The organism is Shimwellia blattae DSM 4481 = NBRC 105725, from assembly GCF_000262305.1.
Classification (GTDB): Bacteria; Pseudomonadota; Gammaproteobacteria; order Enterobacterales; family Enterobacteriaceae; genus Shimwellia; species Shimwellia blattae.
Genome location: NC_017910.1, coordinates 3,550,852 through 3,564,926 on the forward strand (window position 1 = coordinate 3,550,852; position 14,075 = coordinate 3,564,926).

Consider the following 14,075-nt stretch of genomic DNA (forward strand, 5'->3'; position numbering starts at 1 on the left):
AGGATTTTTCTCTGCTGACTCAGCATATTTCGTGAAGTTGTTCACATTTGCCGTGTCAGTGGGAGCGCATTATAGGGGCTGTTTCGGATATGGCAACAGGTAATTATAACAAAAGATCTCAACCGTTCTTTTTTTGAGCGACGCATTCCAGTTACCGCGGCCACCAGATACACCACATCAGAATAAATCATTTAAATTCAGTGAATTAAATAAATTCGTATTTTCCCCCGAAAAAACGCACCGCGCGTATGTCATTTTGCCAGCTGGGCAGCATCTTCACTGCGGGCATAATCTGCCAGCGCCGGGAAATCCCGCCAGGTGTAGTAACCCTGCGGGGGCTCAGGCAGTGATTGCATGGCGTGCCCGGGCCACAATTGCAATTCCCCCAGCTCAGCCAATGCATAGCCGGCAACGGACTGAGGGAGCTGTAAGTGCATGGATGCCTCCGGCTGACCGGGTACTGGCGTTGGCACCCGGTTATCTCCGGTGGTGTAGTTGCGCTTCAGGACGAGAAATTTCTCCGGGACATGTTTATGGCTATCCCACCACTGGCCGTCCAGCATATCGAAATGGAACCGGGTTTCTGTTGCCGTTTCCGCCCCCATCCTCAGTAATACATCCGGTAACGCCCTGGTCATGGCGACATTATAGAGAGTAAGAGATTTGGCATGGCCGGACAGGATCAGGGATGCCGCTATGCGCGTTCCCAGTAAATTTGAATATAAATCTTCCGGGGAATAGGCAGACACCGCCTCCGGAAAGCCGGGGATAGATTCAAACCCATACCACTGTGCCGTTTCATGCCAGGCGGCCAGCTGGAAAGCCAGCGACGCCGATAACCAGGCCGCCAGCGTATAGCGGGCGGCGGGTGACGATGGCGGCGTAAAGGGAGATAACACAATACGCCGCTCAGCCAGCTCTTCGTCCAGGATAATGGACTGGGCCTTCCCCAGTTGCGGCCAGATATGGGTGAACAGCCACAGGGTCACATCCGCAGAATCGCGGACATGGGCAATATCAATAAAGCCGCCACGGCCGGTATACAGGATGCCGTCCGTCTCATCACTGAGCCCCAGTAACTTGGCACTGACCCCCATAAAAGAGTTGTTATACTGATGCTCGCCCAGGTGCTCCGCCTCCACCACGTTCCCCAGCTGGTAAAAAGGCACCGGTATACCAAACGCCTGCGCTTTGAGGTTATAGCCAAATGCACAGCAGGGCCGCAGCCCGTCCGGCGCCTCCAGGGGGGCAGTCACCGCTTGCGCGGTTTGCACAGTCGTGTCTGGTTCAGGGCGTAGATCCACAGGGATCGGAATGGACGCCCGGGCGCAGAAAGAGACCACAGAGAACAACCCAGCCAGTAACCATGGTTTGACTACCATATTAAAACGCCTCACCCACCTGGAAATAGAAACCGGAACTTGAACGCCCTACCCCGTAGTCCAGCCGGACATTCATCCCCGGCTTAAATTCAAAGCGATACCCCACCCCGACAGAAGGCAGCCAGGTGCTCTGGCCCAGCTGGTGCACTGACGGGCTCATGGTGCCCGCCCCCAGCCATCCGACGATCCCATGGCGCCAGGCCAGCTTACGGCGATACTCAACCTGGGTGCTGGCCACATTGCGATCGCGATAGCGGCCCTCATAATAGCCACGCATCCGCTGGCTGCTCCCCAGTTCAGGCAACATATTCCAGGGTACATTGCCCTGGGTAAAATGGCCATCGACTTCCCAGGCCAGCACACTTTTGGCACTCAGCGGGTGGTAGAGACTATAGCGGGTTTCGTACTCATTGAACCGGCTGTCGCCGCCCAGGTCGGGGGAATAAAGGGTATAGCGCAGATTAATAAGCTGACCATGCTGCGGGTTAGGCACAAAATCGCGGGTATCGTAGGTGAGATTCACGCTCGCGCCAGAACTGAATACCGACACGCCCTGGGGGGCATTTTCCAGGGTTCCCCGTGATTTACGGTGAATATCCGCCGCGTGCTCCGAGGCCACTGACCAGCCAGCGCCAAGATAGGTCGCCGGCGCAATACGGTATTGCAGGCTGGGCTTCAGGCTAAATGCCCGGGAGGTATATTGCTGCCGGTTATGGTTGTGCTTTGCGGCGTGAAACCCCTGCCCCCAGTAATAGGTTGGCGTATTCGCCAGGGCGCCATCGGCGAAAAAACGCCACTGGTCATCCGCAAAGAAGCTGTAATTCTGGAAGGTCAGCCCCAGTGCCCCGGTTGACGTAACATAACCGCTCAGGGAGACGGTAGAATTCTGGCTGACATGATCGGTGGCGTCCGGGCGATACATCCCCACCACCGCGGTGCCAATCCCCAGCCCCAGCTCCGGCGTATAAAAGGGCCCGGGCATCACGCCCCAGTCGATGCCTTTATCAGGATCAAACTCGTTATTTGCCCCGAGCTTGCCCAGCCAGGTATCAATACGGGCTCTGGAAGGAAGAACGCTGTCTGCCTGGCTTAACCCCGGCAGACAGCTCAGCAACACAACAATACCGGGCCACCGGAACCCCATCAGAACCTGAACTCCCCGCTGGCAAAGAAGCTGTTACGTTTCTGGAAGCCCCATTCCGTGGTCAGGCTAAAGTTGCGGGTAACGTCATAGCGCATACCGGCCAGAATGTTCCACGGGGAGGTCAGATGCTGCTTAACATCAAAACGCCCCTCACCTTTCTGGTTAGCGATCTTCATCAGGTTAGCCAGCTCCGGCGGCATCCCCAGGTCGCTCAGGCTGCCTTTAAATTCCTGCTGCACGTCCTGGTACATACTCCCCACCCACACGCTCAGCTGGCCATCAGGCAGATGGATCCGGCTCCAGCCCGGGGTGGTAAAGCGATACCCCACCCTTGGTGACAGCGTAAAGGCATCAATACTCCCGTCGAGGATATCAAAGTGTGTCTGGGTATAGTTCATGTCCAGCAGACCAAACCAGTTGTTATACCCGCCAACCAGCGTGGTCCCCGCACCGTAGGTGGTTCCTTTGAAGTGCAGCTTAAAATCAAGGTTTTGCAGGGTGCCTTTTTTGTTCATTCCGTGAACGGTATTCGCGATCAGTTTGTCAAAACCGGAGAAATTAGCAGGGTTCGAATCCACGGAGATTTTAGACAACGAGCTCCCGTTAGTGTGACCCAGAATGCCGTAGACATTCATAAACGGGAAAATCCAGGCATCCAGCTTCATGGTTTTGGTTTCACTGCGCTGGCGCGTTTTCGCCACGCCGATGTTAAACACATCAGACGATATCGGTAATTTACCGAAGCTCAGCCCGGTAAAATCGATGCTCTTAACGTCAATATTCTGGCGAATGTTCATATAACTGACACCAACGCCATAGGGTTCCGGCAGGTCGTATCCACGCGCCCGGGCCTCATCCCCCCAGAAAGGCAACAGCGAGTGCTCCTGCTCTGCAGCCTGACGTGGCGGCACTGGCGTGCTCGCCGGGGTGGCTGTGTGGCTTTCGGATGATATATCACCGGCCAGCAGCAAGGGGCTATCCGCTTTATCTATCAGCGCCTGGGTTGCCTGATCCTCTGCGGGTAATAATGTCTGGGCATGGGCAATGGTCGATGCCATCGTGGCAGACAGAAATAACAGACGGGTAATCGATTTCATTCTGAATTTATTGTTAATCGTGTTTAGTTGTTCGCGCATTAAAAAATACCACCCGGGTAACCGGTGTAGATGTCGATAATAGTTTCCGGGGGTAAGATACACCTTTCAAATAATCTCAGTTGTAATATTGGTGCGCTGTACCGGTATTAATCACTGAATAAGGCTCAATATGCGAATAATATATTCACCACACCCTCAAAAACACACAGCGCAGCAACAAGATCGCAACAAACATGATGCAACTGCCCTGATAGCACGCGAAATAAACCCTCAGCACTTTTATTTCTGGCGATAACAATAAAATATTTATCATTATCACCAGAAAATAACGGCCAATAATTACGGCGTATAACAGACATTGCGATTAAATAAAGGCCAGAATAGCGAATGTCTGTCTGCTAACGGTGCGTTATGCGGCGATCATGCCCCTTCGAAATGATATTTATTGTCCGTTGCTTTGGTCATTTTCGTGATCACCTGCCGGGTCAGTGTCTCTGTCAGATCCAGTGCGCCCTGCATGGTTTTATCTTCAAAATCCTGCAGCAATTTCTGCGCCTGCTGAGGCTGTTTTTTATATATGGCCAGGTATTGTTGCTCCATCGCCTGCTGGCCCTTAGCCGTTTGCTGTTCGAAGTCCAGATACGCTTTCTGAACATCCGGCGCATAGTGGTTGTAGTCCTGCATCACCAGGGTTTGCAGAGTACGGTACTTCCAGTTGACTGAGTCGCTGCTGGCGGTATCTGTGCCTTTATCGTAGCCGGGCAGATAATGGGAAATCCCCTGGTAATAGGGAACATAAACACCCAGTGCCGACATGCCGTAAGCCACATATTCCACCTCGCCTATCGCGGCAGGCAGATTCGGCCGGACCTGCAGAATATGAGACTCCTGAGTACGGAACACAGAGATCGGGCGCCACGGCTCTTTCGGGTTTACTTTCGTGTAGGGGTCATGAGCAGTGCCGTCATAATGGTTGCGCAGCGCCTGCTTCACATCATTCACGCTGATTTTACTGGCCGGTTTTACAAATACCGGGAACGCCTTGCCCTGCTCAACGGTGGTGGTCAGGCCGGGATTAAATTTATGCTGTAGCGTCCATACCCGGGGGTAGTTATAGGTCACGTCATTAGGGACATCCTGAGAATAGGCCGTATGGAAGTTAAACTCGCCACTCTCCGGATGATACAACCCATGCTCCCGGGCAAAGCTGACCAGGGTGGGCGATGCTAAATAATTGGCCGTGTCTTTCGCGTCGTAATGCTGCAATCGCCCCTGATTCGCGGAGACAAAATAGCGATCGTTCGGCAGGCGCGCTGCCATCCACTGGTGGCCGCTGCCACTTTCCAGATACCAGACATCTTTAGCGTCAACAAACGCCACCCCGAAGCCTTCCCCGGCCCCTTTTTGCTCAATGATTTTCCCCAGTAATTCGACACCTTCACGGGCACTGTGAATATAGGGCAGCACCACGGTCTGGATCGCATCTTCCGTAATACCGGTTTTTTCAACGTAGGGGTCCGCTTTCAGGGCCGCGGCACCGTTATAAATGGTTTCGGTTGATGTCAGCCCGACACCGGCCCCGTTAAACCCCACCTCACCCATGGATTTCCCGGCCGTGTCAAAGTCATGAATGGCGGTATAGCGCAGGGCCTCTTTCGGCAAAGGCCAGGTAAAATCATTGGCGTGGGATTTAAAAACCCCCTGCTGATTATGTGCTGCCGGGTGGATAACCATATGCTTCGCATTATCCGCAGCGTAGTCTTCGTTTCTTGCCACAATGTAAGAACCATCGGCAGAGGCCTGGGTCCCCACCAGCACGGTGGTACAGGCAGTGGCCGCTCCGGTACACAGGGCAGCAATCGTTGCCGCCAGCACTGTCGCCTTCATCACTCTATCCCTCTAATGTATCGTTTTGTAAGTGTTCTTTTTCTACCCTATGACGAAACAAAAACAGAAACAAACACTACAGGAAACAAAAACACCAGAATTTGTAATTATTTATTAACCATAAATACAGCAAATAGCACCAGGCAAACGGCAGTTATTCAGAATTAACATCTGGAAATGACAGACAACACCAGGGGAAAAGCGTGGCAGACGCTATACATTGCGCCGTGATACCGGAGGAAACAGGGAATAAACCGGTAGCCCGGGCGGGCTACCGTGATACAAAGCCGTATTACGCAGGGATACGCAGTACCTGGCCCGGGTAGATCTTGTCCGGGCTGGTCAGCATCGGCTTGTTAGCTTCGAAGATTTTGTTGTACTGGTTTGCATCGCCATAAACGTGCTTAGAGATAGCGCTCAGCGTGTCGCCCGGTTTCACGGTGTACATCTGGCTGGCTGCTGCACCGGCAGCGGTGTTGACCTGATCGTCAACACTCTCGATACCGGCCGTATTCCCGACCGCGACCAGGATTTTTTCTTTCTCTTCCTGGGTCAGGTTATCGCCGGTTACCGTCGCCTTACCATCATTTACCTGCACGGTAACTTTATCCGCGCCCGGTACGCCCACTTTGTTCAGGTGATCCTGAACTTTTTTCGCCATATCGTCGCTGCTGGTGTGACCGGAAACGGTATCCCACAGCTTTTCGCCCGCATCTTTTACAAAACTGAACAGACCCATATCTCACCCACCGTATTTTATAAGTGTGAATAAATGTTAAACAGAACACGCAGTATCCTAAAGTCTAGCAGAGGAAACATCAACGCAGTGGCGCGGGCGAAAAGTGGTTATAAAATAGGGAAATAACCAACTGATAACAAAATAAAAACAAACGCCAGTTCCCCCTAACCCTGTCACCATACCGGCTACCGGTAATAGCGCTACCGTACCCGGCCGGTAGCCGGGTGCAGAACGGACACTAAACACCCAGTATTGTTAACAATTTTGCCTGCCAATCTCGGACTTTTCCGGGAGGGAATCGCACTACTGGCGGCCCGTCAGGGCATCAGCAAAGCAGGCAAAAACAGCACCACCGGCGGGAAGACCACCAGCAATACAACAAACAGGACAAACGCCACTAAATAGGGCCAGGAGGCCCGGACAAACGCCACGCTGTTGCAGTTCAGGATCCCGCATACCGTATACATACAAATTCCCACCGGCGGCGTATTGGCCCCCAGCAGCGTCAGCACAACAAAAATAATCCCGAAGTGGACAGGATCAAACCCGGCTTCGGTGGCTATGGGCAGCAGGATCGGGGTCAGCAACAAAATGATGACGCTGCCGTCAAAGATCATCCCGGCAACGGCAATAAACACCAGCAGCAGGCATAAAATGCCGTAGGGGTTTTCGGTCACCGTGGTCAGGAACTCGGCCAGGGACTGGGGGATCTGGTCAATAATCGTGATATGCCCGAGGATCGCCGCCGACATAATCAGCAGCATCACCACACCTATATCGCTCACCGTATCTTTCAGCACCTGCCACAGCACCTGATTGCTGAGCTCTTTATAGATATAGCGCCCGATAATAAACGCATACAGGGCGATAAACGCCCCGGCCTCTGTGGTGGTGAAGAAGCCAAGGCGGATAACCACAATCAGCACCACCGGGAACATCAGCGCCCAGAAGCCCTGTTTAAAACTGCGCCACACCTCATGGCGGGTGGGCAGGTGGGCCATTTCCGGCCGGATCCCCATGCGCCGGGCCATCAGCGAATTGGTCACCATCAGGATCGTGGTCAGCAGCACCCCGGGGATCACCCCGGCCATAAACAGCTTCCCGATCGACACGTTGCCCACAAACCCGTACAGGATCAGCAGAATACTGGGCGGGATCGTGGCGGTGATCAGCGAGCTGAAGGCGATAACCACCGCCGTAAAATGGCGGGAATACCCCTGCTGCACCATCGGGATCCCCAGTACCCGGGCCTGCATGGCCGCATCCGCCGTGGCAGAGCCGGAAACCCCACCCAGCAGGCAGGCCAGCAGCACGTTAACCTGCGCCATACCGCCCGTCATCCAGCCGGAGATCAGCCGGGCAAAATCCAGTAGCCGGGCGGTGACGCCGGTCTTATTCAGTAAATTCCCGACCAGTAAAAAGAGCGGTGTTGCCATAACGGGAAACGACTGGGTCGGCGCGGAGAACTTCTGAAAGGCGATGCCGGGCGGCATAAATTCATCAAAAAAGAAAAAGCTCAGCCCGGCAATGGCAATCACAAACCCCACCGGCATACTCAGGGCAAGCAGCACAATAAACAGCACGCAGGTAAGCAGGATCATGGGGCCGCCTCCTCAGCCGGTGCCGGGCAGCCCGCCCCGATATACAGGGCGGTGTTGATAAACATCAGCAGGCACCCGGTGGGCACAGCGCTGTTAAGCCAGGCCGTAGACAACCCGGTGACCGGCAACTGGCTCCCGGCGGCAGCCACGGTAAAACCATAGCCAAACCAGACACCACAACCGAGGAAGGCCAGGATCAGCAGCTCACTGAACCAGTTCACGCTCCGGCGGATGGCGGGCGGCAAAAGCCTGAACAGGGCATCGACCCCGATATGGCGGCGAATTTGCAGCGCATAATCAATGGCGAGCACCGCAACCCAGGCAAACACCACCATAGCGACCTCCAGAGACCAGATAAGCGGATACCCCACACTGCGCCCCAGACCGCCTGCGAGGATAATCACCACCATGGCGGCCAGCCCACACCTTGCCAGGGCCAGCTCTGCACGCTGAAACAAACGATACATATCCCCTCCTGTTCGCCTGGCGTTATCCCCGGGCTATCACGTCCTGCACCTGAGCCAGCGCATCCTGTAAGCCCAGTTTTTCCGGCACTGTCGCGCACGCCTGGCGGAAGGGGGCCACATCGACCGTATCGACACTGACCCCGCTCTCTGCCATGGCGGCCAGCAGTTGCTGCTCTTTTTTCAGGGTCTCCTGTGAGGCGATATCCCCCTGTTTTTGCGCTTCGTCGTGCAGGATGTCCCGCAGCGCTTGCGGCAGCGACTGTAGCCACTTTTGCGATACCACAATGCCGGTCATCAGGTGGATGTGGCGGGTCTGGGTGATATGTTTGCTGATTTCGTACAGTTTCGAGCCATATACCGCTGTGGGCTGGGCTTCTGCCGCATCCACAATGCCGGTCTGCAGGGAGGAGTAAATCTCCGCCCAGGCCAGCGGAACCGGCTCCCCGCCCAGGCATTTAATGGTTTCAATGGTCACGGGGGCTTCCAGGGCGCGCACTTTGACCCCGTTAAGATCCGCCGGGCTGCGCACCGGTTTTTTCGTCACCAGCATGCGCCCGCCCTGATACCAGTTAAACGACAGCGGCACCAGGCCAGATGCCACCGCCAGGCGCTGCTCCCAGCCCCTGAAAGTGTCACTGGCGACAAATTTCCGCTGGGCGGCGTAGTCCGGGAAGACAAACGGCGCCGGGAGGATGGACAGCTCCGGCACAAATGACGCCAGCCGGGCGCTGTCGACCACAACCCCGACATTACTTCCGGACTGCGCATGCTGTAGCAGTTCGTTATCGGCCCCCAGCTGGCCTGCGGGAAATAATTTAATGCGAATTTTTTTCTCACTGCGGGTTTCCACCGCCGCTTTGAAGGCTTCAAGCCCCTGATAAATCGGATCGTCCCGGGAAAGCGATGTGGATAAATTCAGCGAATAATTCGCCGCCGCGGCAGGCAATGCCACCAGCAACGCAAATAACAATATCGGTTTACAGGGCAATATTCCGGATGGCATAAAATATCCTTTAACTGATAACAGTAAGCAGATGATAAATACCCGTCAGGTGATACACATAAATACACTGCCATGGCATTAATAATATTTTCTGCCACAACACGCTTTCCTATCACCTTAAATTACCTGCAAAAAATGCCCGCAACCCATCTGCCATACAAGTATTAAAAACAATATTTGTGATCGCTGTAAAATTAGCCAGCCATAAATAGCCCGCCACTGGAACATATATTACAGCGGCCAGTTACCGGTATTATTATCATTATATTCTGAGCCCGGCGGCAGCAGGCGTAACGCGGGGCGTATTTACCACAGCCCCGCCCGAAGGTGCCATTCCTGGCTACACTTAAGGAGGTTCACTCTGCTTTACCAAAGGGGACGTTATGCAAGTACAACCCTATTTGTTCTACCCCGGTAATTGTGCCGAGGCGCTGGCGTTTTATGAAAAAAGTGCCGGAGCCACAGTGAGCGTGATGATGCGTTACCGGGAAGCACCGGAGAAAATTCCGGTGCCCCCTGGCTGGGAAGAGAAAATCATGCACGCCAACATCACCCTGGGTGATACCCAGTTTATGGCGGCAGACGGCCCGTGCGATACCCCACACCCGGGGTTCCACGGCTTTGGCATGGCCCTGAGTGTGCAGGACAAAGCACAGGCGGAGCAGCTCTTCACCGCCCTCAGCGCTGGCGGTGAGATAACCATGCCTTTTCAGCCCACCTTCTGGTCACCCGGTTTTGGCATGCTGAAGGACCGCTTCGGGGTGATGTGGATGGTCGTCAGCGAGCAGCCCCCGGCATAACCGGGTTACTCCGGCGATTGGGGCCCGCCCCCCGGCAGGTTCGCCGCCTCCCGGGCGCAAAAACGCCCGGGATCCCCTCTCTCCCCACAAGGGGGGTGGCCGTTCTGAATCACCCACATGGCCCGGCGAATATGGCTGACCAGCTGATGCAGACAGGCCAGAATATCGCGGCCTGCCGCCATATATTCGGCAAGCTCCTCCGGGCCTATCACCGGAAAGACGTAGATTTCGGAAGAGGCGGTTTTTTCATTCGCCCAGATAATCACAATCTCGCTGGCCAGCCCATTATACGCCGCCTCCACAAACAGGCTGCCCGCATCGCGCCCCACTTCCTGGCGGATATTTTTCATAGCCGACTGAATAAAATTTTCAAAATTCATGGCAGTGATCACATTAGTAATAAATAAGAATAAAAAACCCTGTAAAGACGAATGACTGGCACAGACACCAGGAATTTATTTATTTTTCACCTTATCCCACCCGTATTTTCTCCGGTAACTGATAAGCCGCTGGGCCTGTTCGGCGAGATCATAATCTCTGCGCTTACGGTGTATTGCTGATTTAGATTTCAGGGATGCAGAAGCCAGGTGGTCGTGGGTCACCACCCCGATTGAAATTAAATAGCGCATTTTATCGGACTGCTTTTGCCTGAATAGCCGCCCCGCCAGCGGCGCGGTGACCGGTAAATTATACAGTTCGCGGTATTCATCACACGTCATGCCGTGCGCCTTACGCAAATGCGGATTGAGCAGATGAAAACGTCTCCCGCACTCCAGGCATTCAATAAGATCTGATGAGAGATATTCATACACATCCAGAAAACTGGTGAACGGGCCCCGGGGTTCCATAGACAAAATCCTTATATCGATGAGCGGATAAACACCATTACCAGGGCTGCAAGCACAATATATGCCAACCGTTAACAGGCTGTTTTCTCTGGCATTCATTATTCCCGTCACGGGTGGCTCGACACTTGTGCCGATATCCAGACACTTATTTATTTCGGACTAAAAAATAAATACTAAGCGCGTTGTTTTTTAAGCAGTTAATATTTTAATACCGCTGCGTAATTTATTTTTCGCACATCAAAAACGGGAGGAACGCCGCAAAACCGGAAAGAAAAAAAGCGCCCGGGGAATATTTTTCATCAGCAAAAGTGTCATTTTTGCGTTAATCACCGGCGTCATAATCATCCGCCCGATAAAAACATCCGCAACCACATGAATAATCAGAATAAAACAAAGATGGTATGAATCATGCTTTAGGTGAAAACGATAATTTTCTTTCTGTAGTCTGAACCTGAGGACTGAACATGAACCGCTTTGTTATTGCGGATCCTGAGCTTTGCATTGGTTGTAATACCTGTATGGCTGGTTGCAGTGCCGTGCATAAAAAGCAGGGATTGCAGGTGCTGCCCAGGCTTACGGTGGTAAAAGTCGGGGATAAAACCGCCCCGATGATGTGCCGACATTGCGAAGATGCACCGTGCGCCCGGGTTTGCCCGGTCAATGCGATCACACGCGAAAAGGATGCCGTTGTATTAAATGAAAGCCTGTGCATTGGCTGTAAATTGTGCGGGTTAGTGTGCCCCTTCGGGGCGATTACGCCTTCGGGCAGCAAACCTGTCGATACCCCTGCACTCCTCCAGAATATGGTGCCGGAAGCGCTGCTCCGGGATGTTCCCGGCAGCGCCCCGGGCACCAATCCTTACCTGGCCTGGAATGCGGGCATTCGCCCTGTGGCCGTGAAGTGCGATCTGTGCGCATTTCAGGAAGAGGGGCCGGAATGCATCCGCGTATGTCCGACCAACGCCATTCACCTGGTAAACAACACCGCCATCGGCCAGAGCAATAACGAAAAACGGCTCCGGGCGATATCGATGCTGTCGAACACCATCAGCCCGGCTGAATACCAGGAAGGAGAAAAATAACGATGGACTCACTTCAGCTACTTCTCTGGTCGGTCGTCCTGTATCTCGCTGGCGCCGTGCTGGCCCTGTTAACCTCGCGCCAGGAAAGGACCTCCATTAACCTCACCGCCATCACGGCCATCGCCGGCGGTATCCTCGGCTTATGCAGCGCTATCCCGGTATTACTGAGCGGAGATATGCAGGTTTACGCCACTCAGGGGATATTCCCGTTTGCCGCCTTCAGCGTGCGCCTCGATATGCTGTCGGCCTTTATGGTGATGGTCATCTCCTTACTGGTGGTGATTTGCTCGCTTTATTCCATCGCCTATGTGCGGGAGTACGAAGGCCGTGGCGCCGGGAGCATGGGGTTCTTTATGAACCTGTTTATCGCCTCGATGGTTGGCCTGGTGGTCATGGATAACGCCTTCTACTTTATTATCCTGTTCGAAGCGATGTCGCTGGCCTCCTGGTTCCTGGTCATTTCTGAGCAGGATAAAGAGTCGGTCAGTGCGGGCCTGCTCTATTTCTTTATTGCCCATGCGGGCTCCGTGCTGATTATGATTGCCTTCTTCCTGATGTGGCGGGAAAGCGGCAGTCTGGACTTTGACTCGTTCCGCCGTCTGCACCTTTCCCCGGCTATGGCTTCTGTGGTCTTCCTGCTGGCGTTCTTTGGTTTTGGCGCCAAAGCGGGGATGCTACCGCTGCACAGCTGGCTGCCGCGCGCTCACCCGGCGGCACCGTCTCATGCCTCTGCACTGATGTCCGGCGTGATGGTTAAAATCGGTATCTTCGGGATAATCAAAGTCGGTATTGATCTGCTGGGCGCACCGCAACAGTGGTGGGGCATTGTGGTTCTCGGGTTCGGGGCGGTCTCTTCTGTGCTGGGAGTGCTTTACGCCCTGGCCGAGCACGACATCAAACGCCTGCTGGCCTGGCACACGGTTGAAAACGTGGGCATTATCCTGATGGGTGTCGGTGTCGGGATGGTAGGGATCGCCACCCATCACCCGGTACTGGCCGCCATTGGTCTGCTGGGGGCGCTCTACCACCTGCTTAACCACGCGGTATTTAAAGGTCTGCTGTTCCTCGGGGCGGGTGCGATGATCTATCGCCTGCACACCCGGGATATGGAGCGCATGGGCGGGCTTGGCAAGTTAATGCCGCTGACGGCCACCGCGTTTCTCATCGGTTGTATGGCTATCTCCGCCCTTCCGCCACTGAACGGGTTTATCAGCGAATGGTATACCTACCAGTCACTGTTCAGCATGAGCCATGAAGGCAGCGTGCTGATGCGAATCAGTGCGCCGGTGGCGATTGTGATGCTGGCCATTACCGGTGCCCTGGCCGCCATGTGTTTTGTGAAGGTTTACGGGATCAGCTTCTGTGGCGGCCCGCGCAGTGAACAGGCCGCACAGGCACGGGAAGTGCCGTGGCCGATGACCGCCGCCATGCTGCTGCTCGCCCTGTGCTGCGTGGCGCTGGGCCTTGGGGCCAGTGTGGTTGCCCCGGTTATCAGCCAGGTGGCTATGTCACTGGCAAATACTCAGGATGTTGCGGTCACCCAGGGTAGCCTGCTGATTCCTGCCCAGTCGTCACAGGCGATGCTCTCCCCGGCGCTGACCTTTATTCTGCTGGTCGCTCTGCCGGTTCTTCCACTGCTTATCTGGCTTGCCGTTAAAGGGAACCAGCCGGCATTTCGCCGTCGTGGTCAGCCCTGGGCTTGTGGCTATAACTGGGAACCGCTGATGGCCTCTTCCGCCGGGAGCTTCACCCAGCCGCTGCGCACCATGTTCAGCACACTCTACCGGATGCGCAAACAGCTCGATCCGTCACCCTTGCTGTCCCGCTCGCTGCAGGGCGCCACTGCGGGCGCTGCGGCAACAGAACCGTTCTGGGATGAAAAAATTATCTATCCGCTGGTGCGTCTGGTACGCCGCATTGGCTCGCAGGTACAGCGCTTACAGGGCGGGGATTTCCGGCTCTATTGCCTGTATGTCGTCGCCGCACTGGTTGTACTGCTGTTAGTTGTTGCGGCGTAAGGGGGAG

General features: G+C 54.6%; 13 protein-coding genes. 3 read left to right on the top strand and 10 right to left on the bottom strand.

What is annotated here, in order from left to right:
• Positions 1-251: 251 nt before the first annotated feature.
• The 8 genes from EBL_RS16660 to EBL_RS16695 all read right to left on the bottom strand — a co-directional run bounded on the left by EBL_RS16660 (position 252) and on the right by EBL_RS16695 (position 9,320).
• Positions 252-1,382: a DUF4056 domain-containing protein gene (locus tag EBL_RS16660; RefSeq protein ID WP_014716192.1), complete on the bottom strand. Its 1,131-nt coding sequence runs from the start codon at positions 1,380-1,382 to the stop codon at positions 252-254.
• Position 1,383: 1 nt separating this feature from the next.
• Entirely contained in the window at positions 1,384-2,526 is a 1,143-nt protein-coding gene (locus EBL_RS16665; protein ID WP_002445285.1) for a BamA/TamA family outer membrane protein, read from the bottom strand.
• Positions 2,526-3,623, bottom strand: coding sequence for a hypothetical protein (locus EBL_RS16670; RefSeq protein ID WP_034920590.1), 1,098 nt, complete (start codon positions 3,621-3,623; stop codon positions 2,526-2,528). The genes EBL_RS16665 and EBL_RS16670 overlap by 1 nt, the downstream gene beginning before the upstream one ends.
• Positions 3,624-4,043: 420 nt before the next feature.
• Positions 4,044-5,510 (bottom strand): C69 family dipeptidase, encoded by a 1,467-nt coding sequence (locus tag EBL_RS16675; protein ID WP_002445287.1) that lies wholly within the window; start codon positions 5,508-5,510, stop codon positions 4,044-4,046.
• Positions 5,511-5,802: 292 nt separating this feature from the next.
• Complete coding sequence (lysM, locus tag EBL_RS16680) at positions 5,803-6,249, bottom strand: peptidoglycan-binding protein LysM (protein ID WP_002445288.1); 447 nt, start codon at positions 6,247-6,249, stop codon at positions 5,803-5,805.
• Between the two features lie 317 nt (positions 6,250-6,566).
• Entirely contained in the window at positions 6,567-7,850 is a 1,284-nt protein-coding gene (locus tag EBL_RS16685; protein WP_002445290.1) for a TRAP transporter large permease, read from the bottom strand.
• Positions 7,847-8,317 (bottom strand): TRAP transporter small permease, encoded by a 471-nt coding sequence (locus EBL_RS16690; RefSeq protein WP_002445292.1) that lies wholly within the window; start codon positions 8,315-8,317, stop codon positions 7,847-7,849. The genes EBL_RS16685 and EBL_RS16690 overlap by 4 nt, the downstream gene beginning before the upstream one ends.
• Positions 8,318-8,339: 22 nt before the next feature.
• On the bottom strand, positions 8,340-9,320 hold the full coding sequence (locus tag EBL_RS16695) for a C4-dicarboxylate TRAP transporter substrate-binding protein (RefSeq protein WP_002445294.1): 981 nt from the start codon (positions 9,318-9,320) through the stop codon (positions 8,340-8,342).
• Between the two features lie 383 nt (positions 9,321-9,703).
• On the opposite strand from EBL_RS16695, the gene EBL_RS16700 reads away from it, so the two are divergent.
• A complete protein-coding gene (locus tag EBL_RS16700) occupies positions 9,704-10,120 on the top strand; it encodes a VOC family protein (RefSeq protein ID WP_002445296.1) in 417 nt (138 codons plus the stop codon).
• A gap of 5 nt (positions 10,121-10,125) precedes the next feature.
• Here EBL_RS16700 and EBL_RS16705 read toward each other — a convergent pair whose 3' ends face one another.
• Both EBL_RS16705 and EBL_RS16710 read right to left on the bottom strand, forming a co-directional pair.
• Entirely contained in the window at positions 10,126-10,500 is a 375-nt protein-coding gene (locus EBL_RS16705) for a hypothetical protein (RefSeq protein WP_002445298.1), read from the bottom strand.
• A gap of 75 nt (positions 10,501-10,575) precedes the next feature.
• Positions 10,576-11,067: a MucR family transcriptional regulator gene (locus EBL_RS16710; RefSeq protein ID WP_232001876.1), complete on the bottom strand. Its 492-nt coding sequence runs from the start codon at positions 11,065-11,067 to the stop codon at positions 10,576-10,578.
• 365 nt (positions 11,068-11,432) lie between these two features.
• Between EBL_RS16710 and EBL_RS16715 the strand changes: the two genes are divergently transcribed.
• Together EBL_RS16715 and hyfB are read left to right on the top strand one after the other, a co-directional pair.
• Complete coding sequence (locus EBL_RS16715; RefSeq protein ID WP_002445302.1) at positions 11,433-12,050, top strand: 4Fe-4S dicluster domain-containing protein; 618 nt, start codon at positions 11,433-11,435, stop codon at positions 12,048-12,050.
• A gap of 2 nt (positions 12,051-12,052) precedes the next feature.
• The gene (hyfB, locus tag EBL_RS16720; RefSeq protein WP_002445304.1) at positions 12,053-14,068 is read left to right on the top strand and encodes a hydrogenase 4 subunit B; all 2,016 of its coding nucleotides are present in this window, start codon (positions 12,053-12,055) and stop codon (positions 14,066-14,068) included.
• The last annotated feature ends 7 nt before the right edge of the window (positions 14,069-14,075 follow it).

Excerpts from the sequence above, each read along its gene's own strand:
- lysM (WP_002445288.1), bottom strand. The coding sequence starts at position 6,249 with ATGGGTCTGTTCAGTTTTGTAAAAGATGCGGGCGAAAAGCTGTGGGAT.
- EBL_RS16705 (WP_002445298.1), bottom strand. The coding sequence starts at position 10,500 with ATGAATTTTGAAAATTTTATTCAGTCGGCTATGAAAAATATCCGCCAG.
- EBL_RS16665 (WP_002445285.1), bottom strand. The coding sequence starts at position 2,526 with ATGGGGTTCCGGTGGCCCGGTATTGTTGTGTTGCTGAGCTGTCTGCCG.
- EBL_RS16710 (WP_232001876.1), bottom strand. The coding sequence starts at position 11,067 with ATGAATGCCAGAGAAAACAGCCTGTTAACGGTTGGCATATATTGTGCT.
- EBL_RS16670 (WP_034920590.1), bottom strand. The coding sequence starts at position 3,623 with ATGAAATCGATTACCCGTCTGTTATTTCTGTCTGCCACGATGGCATCG.
- EBL_RS16715 (WP_002445302.1), top strand. The coding sequence starts at position 11,433 with ATGAACCGCTTTGTTATTGCGGATCCTGAGCTTTGCATTGGTTGTAAT.
- EBL_RS16685 (WP_002445290.1), bottom strand. The coding sequence starts at position 7,850 with ATGATCCTGCTTACCTGCGTGCTGTTTATTGTGCTGCTTGCCCTGAGT.
- hyfB (WP_002445304.1), top strand. The coding sequence starts at position 12,053 with ATGGACTCACTTCAGCTACTTCTCTGGTCGGTCGTCCTGTATCTCGCT.
- EBL_RS16660 (WP_014716192.1), bottom strand. The coding sequence starts at position 1,382 with ATGGTAGTCAAACCATGGTTACTGGCTGGGTTGTTCTCTGTGGTCTCT.
- EBL_RS16700 (WP_002445296.1), top strand. The coding sequence starts at position 9,704 with ATGCAAGTACAACCCTATTTGTTCTACCCCGGTAATTGTGCCGAGGCG.
- EBL_RS16675 (WP_002445287.1), bottom strand. The coding sequence starts at position 5,510 with ATGAAGGCGACAGTGCTGGCGGCAACGATTGCTGCCCTGTGTACCGGA.
- EBL_RS16690 (WP_002445292.1), bottom strand. The coding sequence starts at position 8,317 with ATGTATCGTTTGTTTCAGCGTGCAGAGCTGGCCCTGGCAAGGTGTGGG.
- EBL_RS16695 (WP_002445294.1), bottom strand. The coding sequence starts at position 9,320 with ATGCCATCCGGAATATTGCCCTGTAAACCGATATTGTTATTTGCGTTG.